Source organism: Pseudarthrobacter sp. KH_020_B (genome assembly GCF_057840185.1).
Window position 1 is genome coordinate 2,821,733 of sequence record NZ_CM174506.1, and the last position, 15,020, is coordinate 2,836,752.

A 15,020-nucleotide genomic window follows, 5' to 3' on the forward strand; every position below is an offset into this window, starting at 1 on the left:
GGTTCAGTTCACCCTTTGCGGATCAACTTGTGGGTGGCGGCCTGGGCAACGGGCCGGATCACGATCTGGTCCAGGTTGACGTGGTGCGGCGCGCTGACGGCAAAGCGCACCACGTCGGCGACGTCGGCTGCGGTCAGGGGCTTCTCCACGCCCTGGTAGACCTTCTCCGCGGCGTCCTGGTCACCAAACCTGTTGAGCGCGAACTCTTCGGTGCGGACAAGGCCCGGCGCTACCTCGATGACGCGGATGTTGTGCTCCGCCTCTTCCAGCCGGAGGGCACCCGTCAGCGCGTGCTGGGCAAACTTGGCGGCGTTGTAGCCGCCGCCGCCCTCGTACGCCACCAGTCCGGCGGTCGATGTCAGGTTCAGGACGGTTCCTTCGCCGTTGGCGCGAAGCATCGGCAGGAAAGCCCGGATGAGCTTCAGGGTGCCCAGCACGTTGACCCGGTACATCCAGTCCCAGTCCTCGGTGCTGGCAGCGCCCACCAGGTCCGCGCCCCGCGCCCCGCCTGCGATGTTAATGAGCGTTCCCGCACCCCCCGCTTCGGTGACACGGGCAAGCAGCCCGGCGACGTCGTCGTCCTCGGTAATGTCAGCGGGAACTCCGACGGCGCCGGTCTCAGCTTCCAGCGCGGCCAGCCGCCCGGCGCGGCGCGCCACAGCAAACACCGTCCAGCCGTCCGCCCGCAATGCACGCACGGTCGCCTCGCCGATGCCTGTGCTGGCGCCCGTTACTACTGCTGCCTTGTTGAGTGAATCTTCAGTCATGGCACCACCCTAACGGGCCCGGCCGGTGGCATGCTTGGAGCGATGTCGCCGGATGAAGTCCTGGCCATGAAACAATTGCCAGATGGCTGAAGACACTCAGGGTACAGACACGCCCTCCACCGCCCCTATCAACGTTCCGGACAAGCCCGCCCTTGAGGGGCTCGAAGCTGCCCTCACGCAGCGCTGGCTTGCCGAAGGGACCTACAAGTTCAACCCGGACACCACCCGGGAGCAGGTCTACTCGATCGACACTCCCCCGCCCACCGCGTCGGGCTCTCTGCACGTGGGGCACATGTTCTCATTTACGCAGACGGACGTGCTGGCCCGCTACCAGCGCATGATCGGCAAGAACGTGTTCTACCCCATGGGCTGGGATGACAACGGCCTGCCCACCGAGCGCCGCGTGCAGAACTACTACGGCGTGCGCTGCGATCCGGCCATCCCCTACGATGCCGCTTACCGTGCACCGGCCGAGCCCGCCAAGAACCAGCGCGACTTCGACGTCGTCTCGCGCCGGAACTTCATCGAGCTGTGTGAAGAACTGGCTGTGGAGGACGAGAAGGTCTTCGAAAGCCTGTTCCAGCAACTCGGCCTGTCCGTGGACTGGCAGTTGACGTACCGGACCATCGACGACGCCTCCCGCGAAGTCTCCCAGCGCGCCTTCCTGGCAAACCTGGCCGCCGGGGACGCCTACATGGCCGAGGCCCCCACCCTCTGGGACATCACCTTCCGCACGGCCGTGGCCCAGGCGGAACTCGAAGACCGCGAAGTGGCCGGCGCGTACTACCGCTACCCGTTCTTCACGGAAGACGGCGAAAAGATCTACGTCGAGACCACCCGCCCAGAACTGCTGGCAGCCTGTGCCGCCCTGGTGGCAAACCCCGACGACGAGCGCTACCAGCCGCTGTTCGGCAAGAAAGTCACGTCCCCGGTCTTCGGTGTTGAGGTTGAGGTCAAGGCCCACGCGCTGGCCAAGGCGGACAAGGGCTCCGGCATCGCCATGGTGTGCACCTTCGGTGACCTCACCGACGTCACCTGGTGGCGGGAACTCCAGCTGCCCACCCGCGCCATCGTTGGCCGGGACGGACGGATCATCGGCGAGACGCCGGACTGGATCACCACCGAGGCCGGCCGTGCCGCGTTCGAGGCGATCGCAGGCAAGACCATCTTCAGCGCCAAGGAAACAGTAGTGGAGCTCCTGGCCGCCGAAGACCTGATCGACGGCGAACCGAAGAAGATCATGCACCCGGTGAACTTCTACGAAAAGGGCGACAAGCCCCTCGAGGTTGTCACCTCACGCCAGTGGTACTACCGCAACGGCGGCCGCGACGAAGACCGCCGCGCACGCCTGATCGCGCGCGGCCACGAGATCGACTTCCACCCGGCCTTTATGCGGTCCCGCTACGAGAACTGGATCTCCGGGCTGAACGGCGACTGGCTCGTCTCCCGCCAGCGCTTCTTCGGTGTGCCGATCCCCGTCTGGTACCCGCTGGATGCTGATGGCAACCCGCAGTACGACGCCCCGATCGTGCCCCTGGACGAGCAGCTGCCGGTTGACCCCGCGGCCGATGCCGCACCGGGCTACGACGAAGCCCAGCGCGGTGTTCCCGGTGGCTTCGCCGGCGACGCCGACATCCTGGACACGTGGGCCACGTCGTCCCTGACGCCGCAGATTGTGGGCGGCTGGAGCCGGGACGAGGACCTCTTCGCCAAGGTGTTCCCGTTTGACCTGCGCCCGCAGGGCCACGACATCATCCGCACCTGGCTCTTCTCCTCCGTGGTTCAGGCTGATGCGCTGCAGCACGCCGCGCCGTGGAAGCATGCCGCCATCTCTGGCTGGATCCTGGACCCTGACCGGAAGAAGATGTCCAAGTCCAAGGGCAACGTGGTGGTTCCCACCGATGTGCTGGACGAATTCGGCTCCGACGCGGTCCGCTACTGGGCCACGTCCGCCAAGCTCGGCGCGGACACGGCCTACGAGATCGCGCAGATGAAGATCGGCCGCCGCCTGGCCATCAAGCTGCTGAACGCCTCCAAGTTCGTCCTCAACCTGGGCGCGACGGAGAACTCTGTAGTGTCCGCGGACCTGTCGGTCCTGACCAACCCGTTGGACCGCGCGGTGCTGGCCCAGCTGGCCGACGTGGTCCGCCAGTCGAGCAAGGCGTTCGAGAACTACGACTACGCCCGGGCCCTGCAGATCACCGAGAGCTTCTTCTGGCAGTTCACCGACGATTACGTGGAGCTCATCAAGGACCGCGCCTACGGTGCCGCCGGCGACGCCGAGCAGGCCTCCGTGCTGGCAGCGCTCGCCACCAGCCTGGACACACTGCTGCGCCTGTTCGCCCCGTTCCTGCCCTTCGCCACCGAAGAGGTCTGGGGCTGGTGGCGCACCGGCTCCGTGCACCGTGCGCAGTGGCCCACCGCAGTGGGCGTGGACGGCGACACCACGCTGCTCGCCACCGTGGGCACCGCCCTGAGCGGTGTCCGCAAGGCAAAGTCCGAGGCCAAGGTCAAGCAGCGCACCGAGGTCCTCTCCGCCACCATCACGGCATCGGAATCCCTGACCACCCAGCTGAAGGCCGGACTTGGCGACCTGAAAGCTGCCTCGAACGCCCGCGAACTGACCCTCGTGGCAGGCGACGGCGAACTGACCGTCAGCGATGTTGTGCTGGCAGCTCCGGAGGAACAGCCCAAGGCCTGACCTGTTTTTGGGCAAAGGGGAAGCCCCATCAGCGTTTTGCCGTTGGTGGGGCTTCGACTTTTCGGCCATCCTGGTGACGTCTTTGATGGTCTGGCAGGATCCTTGGATCTTCAGGTCTTCCTACCTCGTCACTGGTAGCTTGTACCTGACTTTGCCGATGGCTGCGTCTGATACATATCACTGAATCTTTGGTTCCTGCGTCCCGCTTCTTTCGAAGTGGGTAAGAACTATTGTTGTCCCGCTGGTTTGGATGCGCAAGGGCCCCGGAAGAATTACATCAGAGTAGTTCTTCCGGGGCCCTTTGCTGCCTGCCAGGGAAAGGAGTTTCAGTTGAATTCGGGACGTTCGCTGCGGCTGCGCTTGATCTCGAAGAAGTGCGGGTAGGAGGCGAGCGTGACGGTGGCATCCCACAATTGGCCCGCCTGTTCTCCGCGCGGGATACGGGTCAGCACCGGGCCGAAGAAAGCCGTCCCGTTGAAGGCAACAACCGGCGTTCCCACGTCCTGGCCCACCAGCGAGATGCCCTCCTCGTGGCTGGCCCTCAGCTGGGTGTCAAAGGCGTCCGTGGTGGCTACATCTGCCAGGCTGGCCGGGAGTCCGCACTCGGCAAGTGCCTTGCTGATGACAACGCCGAAGTCCTTCTCCCCGCCCTGATGGATCAGTGAGCCCATGGCGTCGTAGAGCGGCTTCACCACGTGGTGGCCGTGCTGCTCCTGGGCCGCGATGATGACCCGTACCGGGCCCCACGCCTTGTCCATGGCCTCGCGGTACGCAGGCTCCAGATCCCGGCCCTCGTTCAGGACAGACAGGCTCATCACGTGCCACACCGTCTTGATGTCGCGGACGGCCTCAACTTCGCCGATCCAGCGTGAGGTGATCCAAGCAAACGGGCACAGCGGATCAAACCAGAAATCGGCCTTGTTGATGTTTGTTTCAGTCATGCGTGAGTCCTCTGGTTCCTGGGCATGCGGGGATGGAAGGCGGAAAGTGTCAGGCGGGGCGGACGTGTCAGGCGGACTTGCGCCGCTTGGTCACGTGCGGAATGAGGGTGGGCTCGGCCTTGCTGAGGACAACGTCAGCGGTGATGACCACACTGGCAACGTCTTCGCGGCTGGGGAGGTCGAACATAACCGGGAGCAGGACTTCCTCCATGATGGCGCGCAGGCCACGGGCACCGGTGCCACGCTCAAGGGCCTGGTCGGCGATGGCATTGAGGGCGTCCTCATCGAAGACCAGTTCCACGCCGTCGATCTGGAACATCTTCTGGTACTGCTTGACCAGGGCGTTTTTCGGCGTGGAGAGGATCTGGATGAGGGCGTCGCGGTCGAGGCTGGAGACCGTGGTGATCACGGGCAGGCGGCCGATGAATTCCGGGATGAGACCGAATTTCAGGAGGTCCTCGGGCATAACTTCGCCGTAGGAGTCCACTTTGTTGCTGGCATCGTTGAGGGGGGCGCCGAAGCCGATGCCCTTGCGTCCGGAACGCGAACCAATGATCTCTTCCAGCCCGGCGAAGGCGCCCGCAACAATAAACAGCACGTTGGTGGTGTCGATCTGGATGAATTCCTGGTGGGGGTGCTTGCGTCCGCCCTGGGGCGGAACGGAGGCTACTGTTCCTTCGAGGATCTTCAGGAGGGCCTGCTGCACGCCCTCGCCGGAGACGTCCCGCGTGATGGAGGGGTTCTCGCTTTTGCGCGAAATCTTGTCGATTTCGTCAATGTAGATGATGCCCTGTTCGGCCTTTTTGACGTCGTAATCGGCCGACTGGATGAGCTTGAGGAGGATGTTCTCCACGTCCTCACCCACATAGCCGGCTTCGGTGAGCGCCGTGGCGTCGGCAACAGCAAACGGAACGTTCAGCCGCCGCGCCAGTGTCTGGGCAAGGTAGGTTTTGCCGCAGCCTGTGGGGCCGATCAGGAGGATGTTGGACTTGGCGATTTCGACGTCGTCGTGGTGGCCGCCCTCGGCGAGGCTGCCGCCCTTGGGGGCGTGGCCGGCCTGGATCCGCTTGTAGTGGTTGTAGACGGCGACGGCGAGGGAACGCTTGGCGGGTTCCTGGCCGATGACGTATTCCTGCAGGAAGTCGAAGATCTCGCGGGGCTTGGGCAGTTCGAAGCTTCCCAGATCGGCGACTTCCGCGAGCTCTTCCTCAATGATCTCGTTGCAGAGCTCAATGCATTCGTCGCAGATGTAGACACCGGGCCCGGCAATGAGCTTGCGTACCTGCTTCTGGCTCTTTCCGCAGAAAGAACACTTCAGCAGATCCGTGCTCTCGCCAATCCGAGCCATATGTGAACCCCTTTAGTATCTTGCTGCCAGGCAGCTGTGCACCGTTGCTGGAATCGTGGCGGGCCTGGGAGGACCGGCCGTGACATCTTCCACTCTAGGTCACAATTGCGCCCAAGGGTGGAAAGCGAAGGCCGGTGCGGCCCAAATAAATGGGACCGCACCGGCCGCCGAAGAGCCGTACTACCTGGTAATGGCCTGCGGCTTGATCTTGCGGGAATCAAGGACCTGGTCGATGAGGCCGTACTCCAGGGCGTCGGCCGCGGTCAGGATCTTGTCGCGCTCGATGTCGTTGTTGACCTGCTCCGACGTCCGGCCCGAGTGGTGCGCCAGCGTGTCCTCAAGCCAGGAGCGCATCCGCATGACTTCGGCCGCCTGGATCTCGAGGTCCGAGGCCTGGCCGCCCTGGCCGCCGGACAGTGCCGGCTGGTGGATCAGGACACGGGCGTTGGGCAGTGCCAGCCGCTTGCCGGGGGTACCGGCTGCGAGCAGGACCGCGGCGGCGCTGGCCGCCTGGCCAAGGCAGACGGTCTGGATCTCGGGCCGGATGTACTGCATGGTGTCGTAGATCGCCGTCATGGCGGTGAAGGAACCGCCCGGTGAGTTGATGTACAGCGTGATGTCGCGGTCCGGGTCCGTGGACTCGAGCACCAGCAGCTGGGCCATGACGTCGTCTGCGGAGGCGTCATCCACCTGGACGCCGAGGAAGATGATGCGGTCCTCGAACAGCTTGGTGTAGGGGTCCTGGCGCTTGAAGCCGTAAGGCGTGCGCTCTTCGAACTGGGGAAGGACGTAGCGGCTGGTCGGAAGGTTACCGGCAGTCGATCCGAAGTTGTAAGTCATTTTTGTTGCTCCTGATCTAAGTGTTCTAAGTGCCGGGTTACTTCTCGGAAGCTGACTCGCCGGAGCTGCCGTTGGCGGTTCCGCCGCCGCCGGAGACGGATCCGGCGTGGGCCGCGATCTTGTCGAAGAAGCCGTATTCGAGGGCTTCGGTGGCGGTGAACCACTTGTCGCGGTCGTTGTCCTTGAGGATGGTATCCACCGACTGGCCGGTCTGGTCCGCGGTCAGTTCGGCCATGACCTTCTTCATGTGCAGGATCAGCTCGGCCTGGATCTTGATGTCCGAGGCCGTGCCGCCGATGCCGCCGGAGGGCTGGTGCATCAAGACGCGGGCGTTGGGGGTGGCGTAGCGCTTGCCCTTGGTGCCGGAGGAGAGCAGGAACTGGCCCATGGAGGCTGCCAGGCCAGTGGCGACGGTGACGACGTCGTTCGGGATGAACTGCATGGTGTCATAGATGGCCATGCCGGCGGTCACGGAGCCGCCGGGCGAGTTGATGTAGAGGTAGATGTCCTTTTCCGGATTCTCGGCGGACAGGAGCAGCAGCTGCGAGCAGATGGCGTTGGCGTTGTCGTCACGCACCTCGGAGCCCAGCCAGATGATGCGCTCTTTCAGGAGGCGGTTGTAGATGTAGTTGTCCTGGCCTGCCGGATCTACAGTCGCCATCCGGGGGGCCTCTGCGTGCTGTGACATGTGTACTTACCTCTCGCTGGTGACGGTGACATCACTGAACTTCACTACTTGGACACTAACCGGTTTGGTGGCCGATTTGTTCGCGGGAATCGCGCTGTTCGCTGACGGCGCACGATCCCCGCGGCGGCCCGTTAAACCAAGGCAGCCCCCGGACCAGTAGGTCCGGGGGCTGCCTTCAGTCGCACTGCCAGGGGCGTGCTAGAACTTCACTGCTGCCGGGTCGTCACTCGGGGTGGCCTCGGTCTCGGCGTTGGTGTCTTCAGCGGCCTCGGCCTCAACGGCGGGAGCCTCTTCTTCGCCGCCGGGGCGGACGAAGTCGCTGAGGTCAACGGCCTTGCCGTCGGTGTCGGTCACGGTGGCCTGGCCCAGGACAACGGCCAGAGCCTTCCGACGGCGGACCTCGGAAACCATCATGGGAACCTGGCCGCTCTGATCGATGATCTGGGCGAACTGGTTCGGGTCCATGCCGTACTGGCTGGCGGCGCTGACGATGTAGTCGATCAGCTCAGCCTGGCTGACGTTGACTTCTTCCTTTTCGGCAATGGCGTCGAGGATGACTTCGTTCTGGAAGGCGCGGGCGGTGTTGGCCTTGACCTCTTCGCGGTGCTCCTCGGTGTCGTGCTCGCCTTCACCGTGGCCGTTGCCCTCCTTGAAGTGGGCATCGAGCTGCTCTTCAACGACGGAATCCGGAACCGGAACCTCAACGAGCTCAACGAGCTTGTCCAGAACCTTGTCGCGGGCCTCTACGCCCTGCTCAACAACCTTGGACTCGGCGGCCTGCTTGGCCAGGTCCTCGCGGAGTTCGGCGAGGGTGTCGAACTCCGAGGCCAGCTGGGCGAAGTCGTCGTTGGCCTCGGGAAGCTCGCGCTCCTTGACGGCCTTGATGACAACCTTCACCTGGGCGGACTCGCCGGCGTGGTCGCCGCCCACCAGGGTGGTTTCGAAGATGGCGTCCTCGTCAACGCTGAGGCCGGTCACGGCCTCGTCCAGGCCCTCGAGCATGGTTTCCGTGCCCACCTGGTAGGACAGGCCGGAAGCGGAATCGACGTCGGCGCCGTCAATGGTGGCGGTGATGTCGATGGTCAGGAAGTCGCCATCGGCGGCCGGGCGGTCCACGGACTTCAGCGTGCCGAAGCGGCCGCGCAGTTCATCCAGGGCCTTGTCAACGTCTTCGTTGGAGGACTCCGCTGCGGCTACCTCGACCTTGATGCCGGCGTAGTCGGGAAGTTCGATCTCCGGACGGATATCAACCTCGGCGTGGAACTTCAGTTCCCCGTCCGTGGAGGTGGGGTCCGGAACTTCGGTGATTTCAACCTCGGGACGGCTCAGGGGGCGGATGCCGGATTCCTGGACTGCAGCCTGGTACCAGCCGTTGAGGCCTTCGTTGATGGCCGTCTCCAGGACGTAGCCGCGGCCAACGCGCTGGTCGATCAGCTTGGACGGGACCTTGCCCTTACGGAAGCCAGGGACCTGGATCTGCGAAGCAACAGTCTTGTATGCCTCGTCGATGCTGGGCTTCAATTCCTCAAAAGGGACCTCAACATTGAGCTTGACCCGCGTGGGGGTGAGGTTCTCGACAGCGCTCTTCACGGTCTAAGTACTCCTGGGTTTGTGGGATGGGTTTCTGCAAACGCATTTTTCTGCCCGGGCCGTATGCACGGCCCGAGCCGCAGAGTCGGGGTGACAGGATTTGAACCTGCGACTTCCTGCTCCCAAAGCAGGTGCTCTAGCCAAGCTGAGCTACACCCCGTAAGTGCACAGGCAAGTCTACGGTCATCCGGGCGTTCTTTGCACATTTGACACGTGGGGCATGAATTAGGTTTAGTTGTATCCGGCTTCAACAGCCAGCCTGAAGAAACGCAGAGCAGCCCGATGCAACAGCTGAGCTGTATTTTTCCGGGGACGTAGCTTAATGGTAAAGCCTCAGTCTTCCAAACTGATTACGCGGGTTCGATTCCCGTCGTCCCCTCCACACAAGCAGGGCCCCTCGCTGAGGGGCCCTGCTTTTTTGTTTGGCTGGCTTTTCTGTTGGCTGACTTTGCGGCTACTGCTGGCAGCCGGGGCACCAGTACAGCTTGCGCCCCACCATTTCGGTGATGGCCACCGGCACAGCACAGACCCGGCAGGGCAGCCCCTCGCGCTTGTACACAAAGTGGGCGTCGCCGCCCGAGGGCAGGACCGCCCCTGGTTCCCGGGAGTCCGGCTCCCAATAGATCGCCGGTGTGGTGATGATCCGTCCGTCGCGGACGCCGTCGGCCATTACCGCGGCCGTGTCGTCCCACAACAGGCCGGCGTCGCTGCTGGAGAGCCCGCTACCCGGCAGCCACGGATCCAGCCGCTGCCGGAACAGCGCTTCGGCACGGTAGACATTCCCGACGCCGGCAATCACCTTCTGGTCCATCAGGAGCGCCGCGATCGGCGTCTTGCGGGACAAAAGTCCCGTCACAAAGCGGGCCCGGTCCGCGGGCTGGTTGTGCAGCGGATCCGGCCCCAGCCGCGCCAGGACGCCCCGCGCTTCTGCCTCGGTGATGGCTGCGCAGGTGGTGGCACCGCGCAGGTCCGCCCAGCCATGGCTGCTGACCAGGCGGACGCGCACGGCGCCGCGGGGCTCGGGAGGGCCTGCGTACTCAACGGTCCCGGCGCCGTCGGTAATTTCCGGGTCGTCGAAAACCTCGCGCTCCCCGATCTTCCGCGGGGCGCCGATGCTGGAGGCCCCGCTGAAGGTCGCGTCGCCGCCGAAGTCCCAGGCGCCATAGAGCCCCAGGTGGACGTGCAGCACCACGGCGTGGTCAAAGTGCAGGAAGAGGTGTTTGCCATGGGCGCGCGAATCCGTCAGGACCTGGCCGTCCAGCAGGGCTGCGCCGGCAGTGAACCGGCCCTGCGGGCTGCTGACGGACAGCGACTCGCCAATAAAGACGTCCCCGAACTGTTGCGCCAGGCGGCGGACTGAATGCCCTTCGGGCACTACTCGATGACCTCGCCGGTGGTTTCGTAAGCCGCAATCTTGCCGATGCGGCGGACGTGCCGCTCGTCGTTGCTGAAGGGCTCAGCCAGGAAGGCCTCGATCAGTTCGGTCGCTTCTTCGACGGTGTGCTGGCGGCCGCCCACGGCCACCACGTTGGCGTCGTTGTGTTCACGGGCCAGGGTGGCGGTGGAGTGGTTCCAGGCGAGGGCGGCCCGGACGCCCTTGACCTTGTTGGCCGCAATCTGTTCGCCGTTGCCCGAGCCGCCCAGGACGATGCCCAGGGCGTGGATTCCTGCCTGCTGGTCGGCCACGACGGCGAGCGCTGCGTTGATGCAGAAGGACGGGTAGTCGTCCAGGGCGTCGTATTCCTTGGGACCGTGGTCCACCACGTCGTAGCCCTTGGCTGCGAGGTGGCCGACCAGGTGGGCGCTGAGTTCCATGCCTGCGTGGTCGGTGGCGATGTGTACCCGCGGGAAGGCAGGGGAAGAAGTCACAGCAGTATCCGTTCGTTTCGGCGCCGGTGGCCAGCAGTGCTGGTTCAGGCCAGGGTCAGATCATCACGGACAAGGTTACTAGGACTCAGACTCCGGGGCACGCCCGCCGGAGCCACCCCCGTGCGCCCTGGCAGCCACCCGGGTCAGGACTTCCGCCAGCCGGGCCGCGGATGCCGGGCTGCCGCCGCTGACCGCAAGGTTTCGCCCATTCGTTTGATGGACGACGACGGCGGGGCCGCTGCTGACGAGCATCGCGGCGGTCCCGCTGTGGTTGCGGTAGCCCCACCCGCCGTAGTCGGCGGCGCGGACCTCCGCGGCGCTGGCCGTGGAGATCGCGGCCGCCGGCACATGCATGACCGGGAGCACGCCGGCCACCAGGACACGCAGGCCGCCGCGGTCCGCTTTGACGCGGGCACACAGGAAGGCAGCGCCCACCACCGCCAGGGCAGCGACCAGCGCCCCGAGCCAGGGCAGCGCAACGACGATCAGGGCCGCCGGGAACAGGCTGGCCACCGCGATCATCACAAAGACGGAACTGCGGGCGTGCACCCACATCCGGAACGTGTCGCCGGCAAGATCCGGGTCAAGCTCACGGGCGAGTGCCAACTCCAGGGCCCGGTCATCGTCGAGCGACCACTGCCTGTCAGCTTTGAAGACGAACCCCATGATGACGCCCAGCGACAACGCCGCCCCGCTCCCGAGAGCGAGGACCGTGAGGTCCACGCGGGACTCCCGGGCGTCGGCGAGGCCGGCCTGGCCCACCAGCCCGGCCGCCAGGACGCTGGTGATGAACAGGCTCAGGAACAGTCCTGTTCCCATCATGATCCGGCGCATCACAGCAGGCCGGGACAGCGGTACCGCCTGGAACAGCACCAGCCAGCCTGAGGCGATGATGAGCAGCGCTCCGCCGCCCGCATAGGCGCCGAACGGGGCAAAGGAGGCACCGCCGTCGGCCGTCCAGCTGATCGCCACGGGGTCCGGAAGATCGGGCCGCAGCAGAAAAGCGCAGAACACAAAAGCCGCCGCCAGGACCACGGGAAAGCCGACAGCGAAGCGCAGAGCCTTGGTATCCACCGAATCCCGGAACTTGCCCATGCCTTAACGCTACTCCCGCGGGAGGCCGTGACAGAATGACTTCACTCGCCGGTGCAGGCCACCGCCCGCCGGCAACCGCAACCCCTTCTGGAGGTCCCACTTGCCAGGTATGAACCTGACTCGCGCCGAAGCCCGCGAGCGTGCCGAACTCATCAACGTTGACTCCTACGATGTCATCCTCGACCTGACCCGGGGCGAGAAGGTCTTCGGGACCACCACCACGGTGAAGTTCACGGCAGCGCCAGGATCTTCCACGTTCATCGATGCCGTCACCCATGCCGTGCACAGCGTCACGCTCAACGGGCGTGCACTGGACCCTGCAGCCGTCTCCGACGGTATCCGGATCCAACTGCCGGACCTGGCCGGCTCCAACGAGCTCACGGTGGTGGCCGACGCGCCGTACATGAACACCGGCGAAGGCCTGCACCGCTTTGTGGATCCGGTGGACAACGAGGTGTACCTGTACACGCAGTTCGAGGTTCCCGATTCGCGCCGGATGTTCGCGGTGTTTGAGCAGCCCGACCTCAAGGGCACCTTCAGGTTCACGGTCACCGCGCCGTCACACTGGGATGTCATCTCCAACTCCCCCACCCCCGCCCCGGTGGAGGCCACGCCAGGGGACGACGGCGGCGCACGCTCAGTCTGGACGTTCACCCCCACGCCGCGGCTGTCCTCCTATGTCACCGCCCTGATCGCCGGCCCGTACCAGTCGGTCCGCAGCGAAGTGGCCAGCTCCGACGGCCGGGTGATCCCGCTGGGCGTTTTTGCCCGGAAGTCCCTGATGCAGTACCTCGACGCGGACAACATCTTTGCCCTGACCCGCCAGGGCTTCGAATTCTTCGAGGCGCAGTTCGGCGTCCCGTACCCGTTCGAGAAGTACGACCAGCTCTTTGTGCCCGAATTCAACGCGGGCGCCATGGAGAACGCCGGCGCGGTCACCATCCTCGAAGGCTACGTTTTCCGGAGCAAGGTCACCGGGGCGCAGATCGAGCGCCGGGCCATCACCGTGCTGCACGAGCTCGCGCACATGTGGTTCGGCGACCTGGTGACCATGCGCTGGTGGAACGACCTCTGGCTCAACGAATCCTTCGCCGAATACATGTCCCACCTCGCGGCCGTGGAAAACACGTCCTTCACCAGCGCGTGGACCACCTTCGCCTCGGTGGAGAAGTCCTGGGCCTACCGCCAGGACCAGCTGCCCACGACGCACCCGATCTTCGCCGATATCAACGACCTGCAGGACGTGGAGGTCAACTTCGACGGCATCACCTACGCCAAGGGCGCCTCAGTCCTGCGCCAGCTGGTGGCCTGGGTGGGGCCGGAGCAGTTCATGGCCGGGGTCCGGGAGTACTTCGCCAAGCACGCCTGGCAGAACACCGAGCTCAGCGACCTCATGGTGGAACTGGAAAAGGCCAGCGGCCGCGACCTGGACCAGTGGGGCCGCCTCTGGCTGGAGACCGCCGGCGTCAATACGCTCAAGCCGGAGCTCGCCGTGGACGGCTCCGGCACGCTGACGTCCTTCACCATCGTGCAGTCCGCCGTCGAGGAGTGGCCCACCATCCGTCCGCACCGGCTCGCCGTCGGGTTCTACAACCTGAATGGCGCGGGCAGGCTGGAGCGCGTCCACCGTGAGGAGCTCGACGTCGACGGCGAGCGCACCGAGGTGCCGGAGCTGGCGGGCCTGGCCCAGCCTGACCTGATCCTGGTCAACGACGACGACCTCGCCTACGCCAAGGTCCGGCTGGACGAGAAGTCCCTCGCCACGGCAACGGCGCACCTGAAGGACTTCAGCGAGAGCCTGCCGCGCACCCTGGTGTGGAACTCCGCCTGGGACGCCGCCCGCGACGGCGAGTCCCCCGCACGCCGGTACGTGGAGCTGATCCTGGCCAACGTGGCCGCGGAGTCCGATTCCTCGGTGATCCTGGTCCAGCTGCGCCAGCTGGCCACCACACTGAACTTCTATGTCGCCGAGGAGCACCGCGAGGCCACCACTGTCGCCGCCGTGGACACGCTGTGGGATCTGACCAGCGCAGCACTTGGCGGGTCCGACGCCCAGCTGCAGTTTGTGAAGTCGTTTGCCCTGCTGGCCTGCAGCCCAGGCCAGCTGGACACCGTCGCCGGGCTCCTGGACGGCTCTTTGACGCTGGAGGGGCTGGCCGTGGACCAGGACCTTCGCTGGGAGCTGCTGGCATCGCTGGTGTCCGGAGGCCGGCTCGGCCAGACCCAGATCGACGCCGAACTGGAACGCGACAACACCGCGAGCGGACAGAACGCCGCAGCCCTGGCCACGGCGGCCATCCCCACGGCCGAGGCCAAGGCAGCCGCCTGGGACTCGGTCGTCGTCACGGGAGAACTCTCCAATGCGCTCCAGGGTTCAGCGGTCACTGGCTTTATGCGCGTGCTGGACCGTTCACTGCTGGAGCCCTACGCGGAAAAGTACTTCGAGGCTGTTCCCGGGATCGTGGCAAACCGCACGCACGCACTCGCCCAGCAGATCGTCGTCGGGCTTTACCCGGCACTGCTGACCACGCAGGCAACGGTGGAGCGGACAGATGCTTTCCTCGCCGGCCTTCCGGCCGACAGCAGCGCCCTGCGCCGCATGATGCTGGAAAACCGCGACGGCGTGGCCCGGGCCCTGCGGGCACGCGCGGCCGACGTGCTGCCGGGCGAGTTGTAGGCCGCGCCATGGGACTGGGCGAGCACCACTATGCGCTGACGGTGCAGTGGACCGGCAACCTGGGAAACGGCACGTCGTCATACCGTGGCTACTCACGGGACCACGACATCCGGATCCCCGGGCTGCCGGTCCTGCCAGGCTCCGCCGATCCGACGTTCCATGGGGACCGTGAGCGCTACAACCCGGAGCAACTGCTCCTGGCAGCGCTGGCGCAGTGCCACATGCTGTCCTTCCTGCACGTGGCGGTGCGGCACGGGGTGGTAGTGACCGACTATCAGGACGACGCTACCGGTGTTATGCGCCTGAACCGCGACGGCAGCGGACAGTTTGAATCCGTCACGCTGAACCCGCGGGTGACCGTGGCGGACGCCGCCCACCTGGATCTCACGGAACAGCTTCACCGCGAAGCGAACGCGGTCTGCTTCATCGCCCGGAGCGTCAATTTCCCCGTGCTTCATTCCCCCGTGACTGTGGTGGCCTGAGACCCAACTAGGTCGCACTAAC

At 65.3% G+C, this 15,020-nt stretch carries 12 protein-coding genes and 2 tRNA genes; 4 read left to right on the plus strand and 10 right to left on the minus strand.

The genetic code is table 11. The features are described from left to right. Positions 1-8: 8 nt before the first annotated feature. Positions 9-767 carry an SDR family oxidoreductase gene (locus tag AC3IT0_RS12950; protein WP_489320195.1) on the minus strand — a complete coding sequence of 253 codons (759 nt, stop codon included), beginning with the start codon at positions 765-767 and terminating at the stop codon, positions 9-11. Positions 768-849: 82 nt separating this feature from the next. Between AC3IT0_RS12950 and valS the strand changes: the two genes are divergently transcribed. Then, positions 850-3,468, plus strand: coding sequence for a valine--tRNA ligase (valS, locus tag AC3IT0_RS12955; protein WP_489320196.1), 2,619 nt, complete (start codon positions 850-852; stop codon positions 3,466-3,468). A gap of 326 nt (positions 3,469-3,794) precedes the next feature. Here valS and AC3IT0_RS12960 read toward each other — a convergent pair whose 3' ends face one another. From AC3IT0_RS12960 to AC3IT0_RS12985, 6 genes are all read right to left on the minus strand, one after another. After that, positions 3,795-4,409 carry a mycothiol-dependent nitroreductase Rv2466c family protein gene (locus tag AC3IT0_RS12960; protein ID WP_489320197.1) on the minus strand — a complete coding sequence of 205 codons (615 nt, stop codon included), beginning with the start codon at positions 4,407-4,409 and terminating at the stop codon, positions 3,795-3,797. Between the two features lie 67 nt (positions 4,410-4,476). After that, positions 4,477-5,757, minus strand: a complete 1,281-nt coding sequence (gene clpX / locus AC3IT0_RS12965; RefSeq protein ID WP_489320198.1) for an ATP-dependent Clp protease ATP-binding subunit ClpX — start codon at positions 5,755-5,757, stop codon at positions 4,477-4,479. 180 nt (positions 5,758-5,937) lie between these two features. After that, the gene (locus tag AC3IT0_RS12970) at positions 5,938-6,597 is read right to left on the minus strand and encodes an ATP-dependent Clp protease proteolytic subunit (protein WP_185260774.1); all 660 of its coding nucleotides are present in this window, start codon (positions 6,595-6,597) and stop codon (positions 5,938-5,940) included. A gap of 37 nt (positions 6,598-6,634) precedes the next feature. After that, positions 6,635-7,258 carry an ATP-dependent Clp protease proteolytic subunit gene (locus tag AC3IT0_RS12975; RefSeq protein ID WP_489320199.1) on the minus strand — a complete coding sequence of 208 codons (624 nt, stop codon included), beginning with the start codon at positions 7,256-7,258 and terminating at the stop codon, positions 6,635-6,637. Positions 7,259-7,483: 225 nt separating this feature from the next. Beyond that, the gene (tig, locus tag AC3IT0_RS12980; RefSeq protein ID WP_489320200.1) at positions 7,484-8,875 is read right to left on the minus strand and encodes a trigger factor; all 1,392 of its coding nucleotides are present in this window, start codon (positions 8,873-8,875) and stop codon (positions 7,484-7,486) included. An 85-nt stretch (positions 8,876-8,960) separates the two neighbouring features. Beyond that, positions 8,961-9,035 (minus strand) — tRNA-Pro (locus AC3IT0_RS12985). Positions 9,036-9,183: 148 nt separating this feature from the next. Between AC3IT0_RS12985 and AC3IT0_RS12990 the strand changes: the two genes are divergently transcribed. Then, positions 9,184-9,257: transfer RNA gene (locus AC3IT0_RS12990), tRNA-Gly, on the plus strand. Positions 9,258-9,329: 72 nt separating this feature from the next. Here the strand turns inward: AC3IT0_RS12990 and AC3IT0_RS12995 are convergent. The 3 genes from AC3IT0_RS12995 to AC3IT0_RS13005 form a co-directional block, all read right to left on the minus strand. Beyond that, entirely contained in the window at positions 9,330-10,250 is a 921-nt protein-coding gene (locus AC3IT0_RS12995; RefSeq protein ID WP_489320201.1) for an Fpg/Nei family DNA glycosylase, read from the minus strand. Further along, entirely contained in the window at positions 10,250-10,744 is a 495-nt protein-coding gene (locus AC3IT0_RS13000) for a ribose-5-phosphate isomerase (RefSeq protein ID WP_489320202.1), read from the minus strand. The genes AC3IT0_RS12995 and AC3IT0_RS13000 overlap by 1 nt, the downstream gene beginning before the upstream one ends. A gap of 78 nt (positions 10,745-10,822) precedes the next feature. Beyond that, positions 10,823-11,839, minus strand: coding sequence for a hypothetical protein (locus tag AC3IT0_RS13005; protein ID WP_489320203.1), 1,017 nt, complete (start codon positions 11,837-11,839; stop codon positions 10,823-10,825). A 109-nt stretch (positions 11,840-11,948) separates the two neighbouring features. Here AC3IT0_RS13005 and pepN point away from each other — a divergent pair, with 109 nt between their 5' ends. Both pepN and AC3IT0_RS13015 read left to right on the plus strand, forming a co-directional pair. Continuing rightward, positions 11,949-14,516, plus strand: coding sequence for an aminopeptidase N (gene pepN / locus AC3IT0_RS13010; protein WP_489320204.1), 2,568 nt, complete (start codon positions 11,949-11,951; stop codon positions 14,514-14,516). 8 nt (positions 14,517-14,524) lie between these two features. Continuing rightward, positions 14,525-14,998, plus strand: a complete 474-nt coding sequence (locus tag AC3IT0_RS13015) for an OsmC family protein (protein WP_489320205.1) — start codon at positions 14,525-14,527, stop codon at positions 14,996-14,998. Positions 14,999-15,020 lie beyond the last annotated feature (22 nt).

Bases quoted from the DNA above. Each gene is read 5' to 3' on its own strand.
- AC3IT0_RS12950 (WP_489320195.1), bottom strand. From the start codon at position 767: ATGACTGAAGATTCACTCAACAAGGCAGCAGTAGTAACGGGCGCCAGC.
- valS (WP_489320196.1), top strand. From the start codon at position 850: ATGGCTGAAGACACTCAGGGTACAGACACGCCCTCCACCGCCCCTATC.
- AC3IT0_RS12960 (WP_489320197.1), bottom strand. From the start codon at position 4,409: ATGACTGAAACAAACATCAACAAGGCCGATTTCTGGTTTGATCCGCTG.
- clpX (WP_489320198.1), bottom strand. From the start codon at position 5,757: ATGGCTCGGATTGGCGAGAGCACGGATCTGCTGAAGTGTTCTTTCTGC.
- AC3IT0_RS12970 (WP_185260774.1), bottom strand. From the start codon at position 6,597: ATGACTTACAACTTCGGATCGACTGCCGGTAACCTTCCGACCAGCCGC.
- AC3IT0_RS12975 (WP_489320199.1), bottom strand. From the start codon at position 7,258: ATGGCGACTGTAGATCCGGCAGGCCAGGACAACTACATCTACAACCGC.
- AC3IT0_RS13005 (WP_489320203.1), bottom strand. From the start codon at position 11,839: ATGGGCAAGTTCCGGGATTCGGTGGATACCAAGGCTCTGCGCTTCGCT.
- pepN (WP_489320204.1), top strand. From the start codon at position 11,949: ATGAACCTGACTCGCGCCGAAGCCCGCGAGCGTGCCGAACTCATCAAC.
- AC3IT0_RS13015 (WP_489320205.1), top strand. From the start codon at position 14,525: ATGGGACTGGGCGAGCACCACTATGCGCTGACGGTGCAGTGGACCGGC.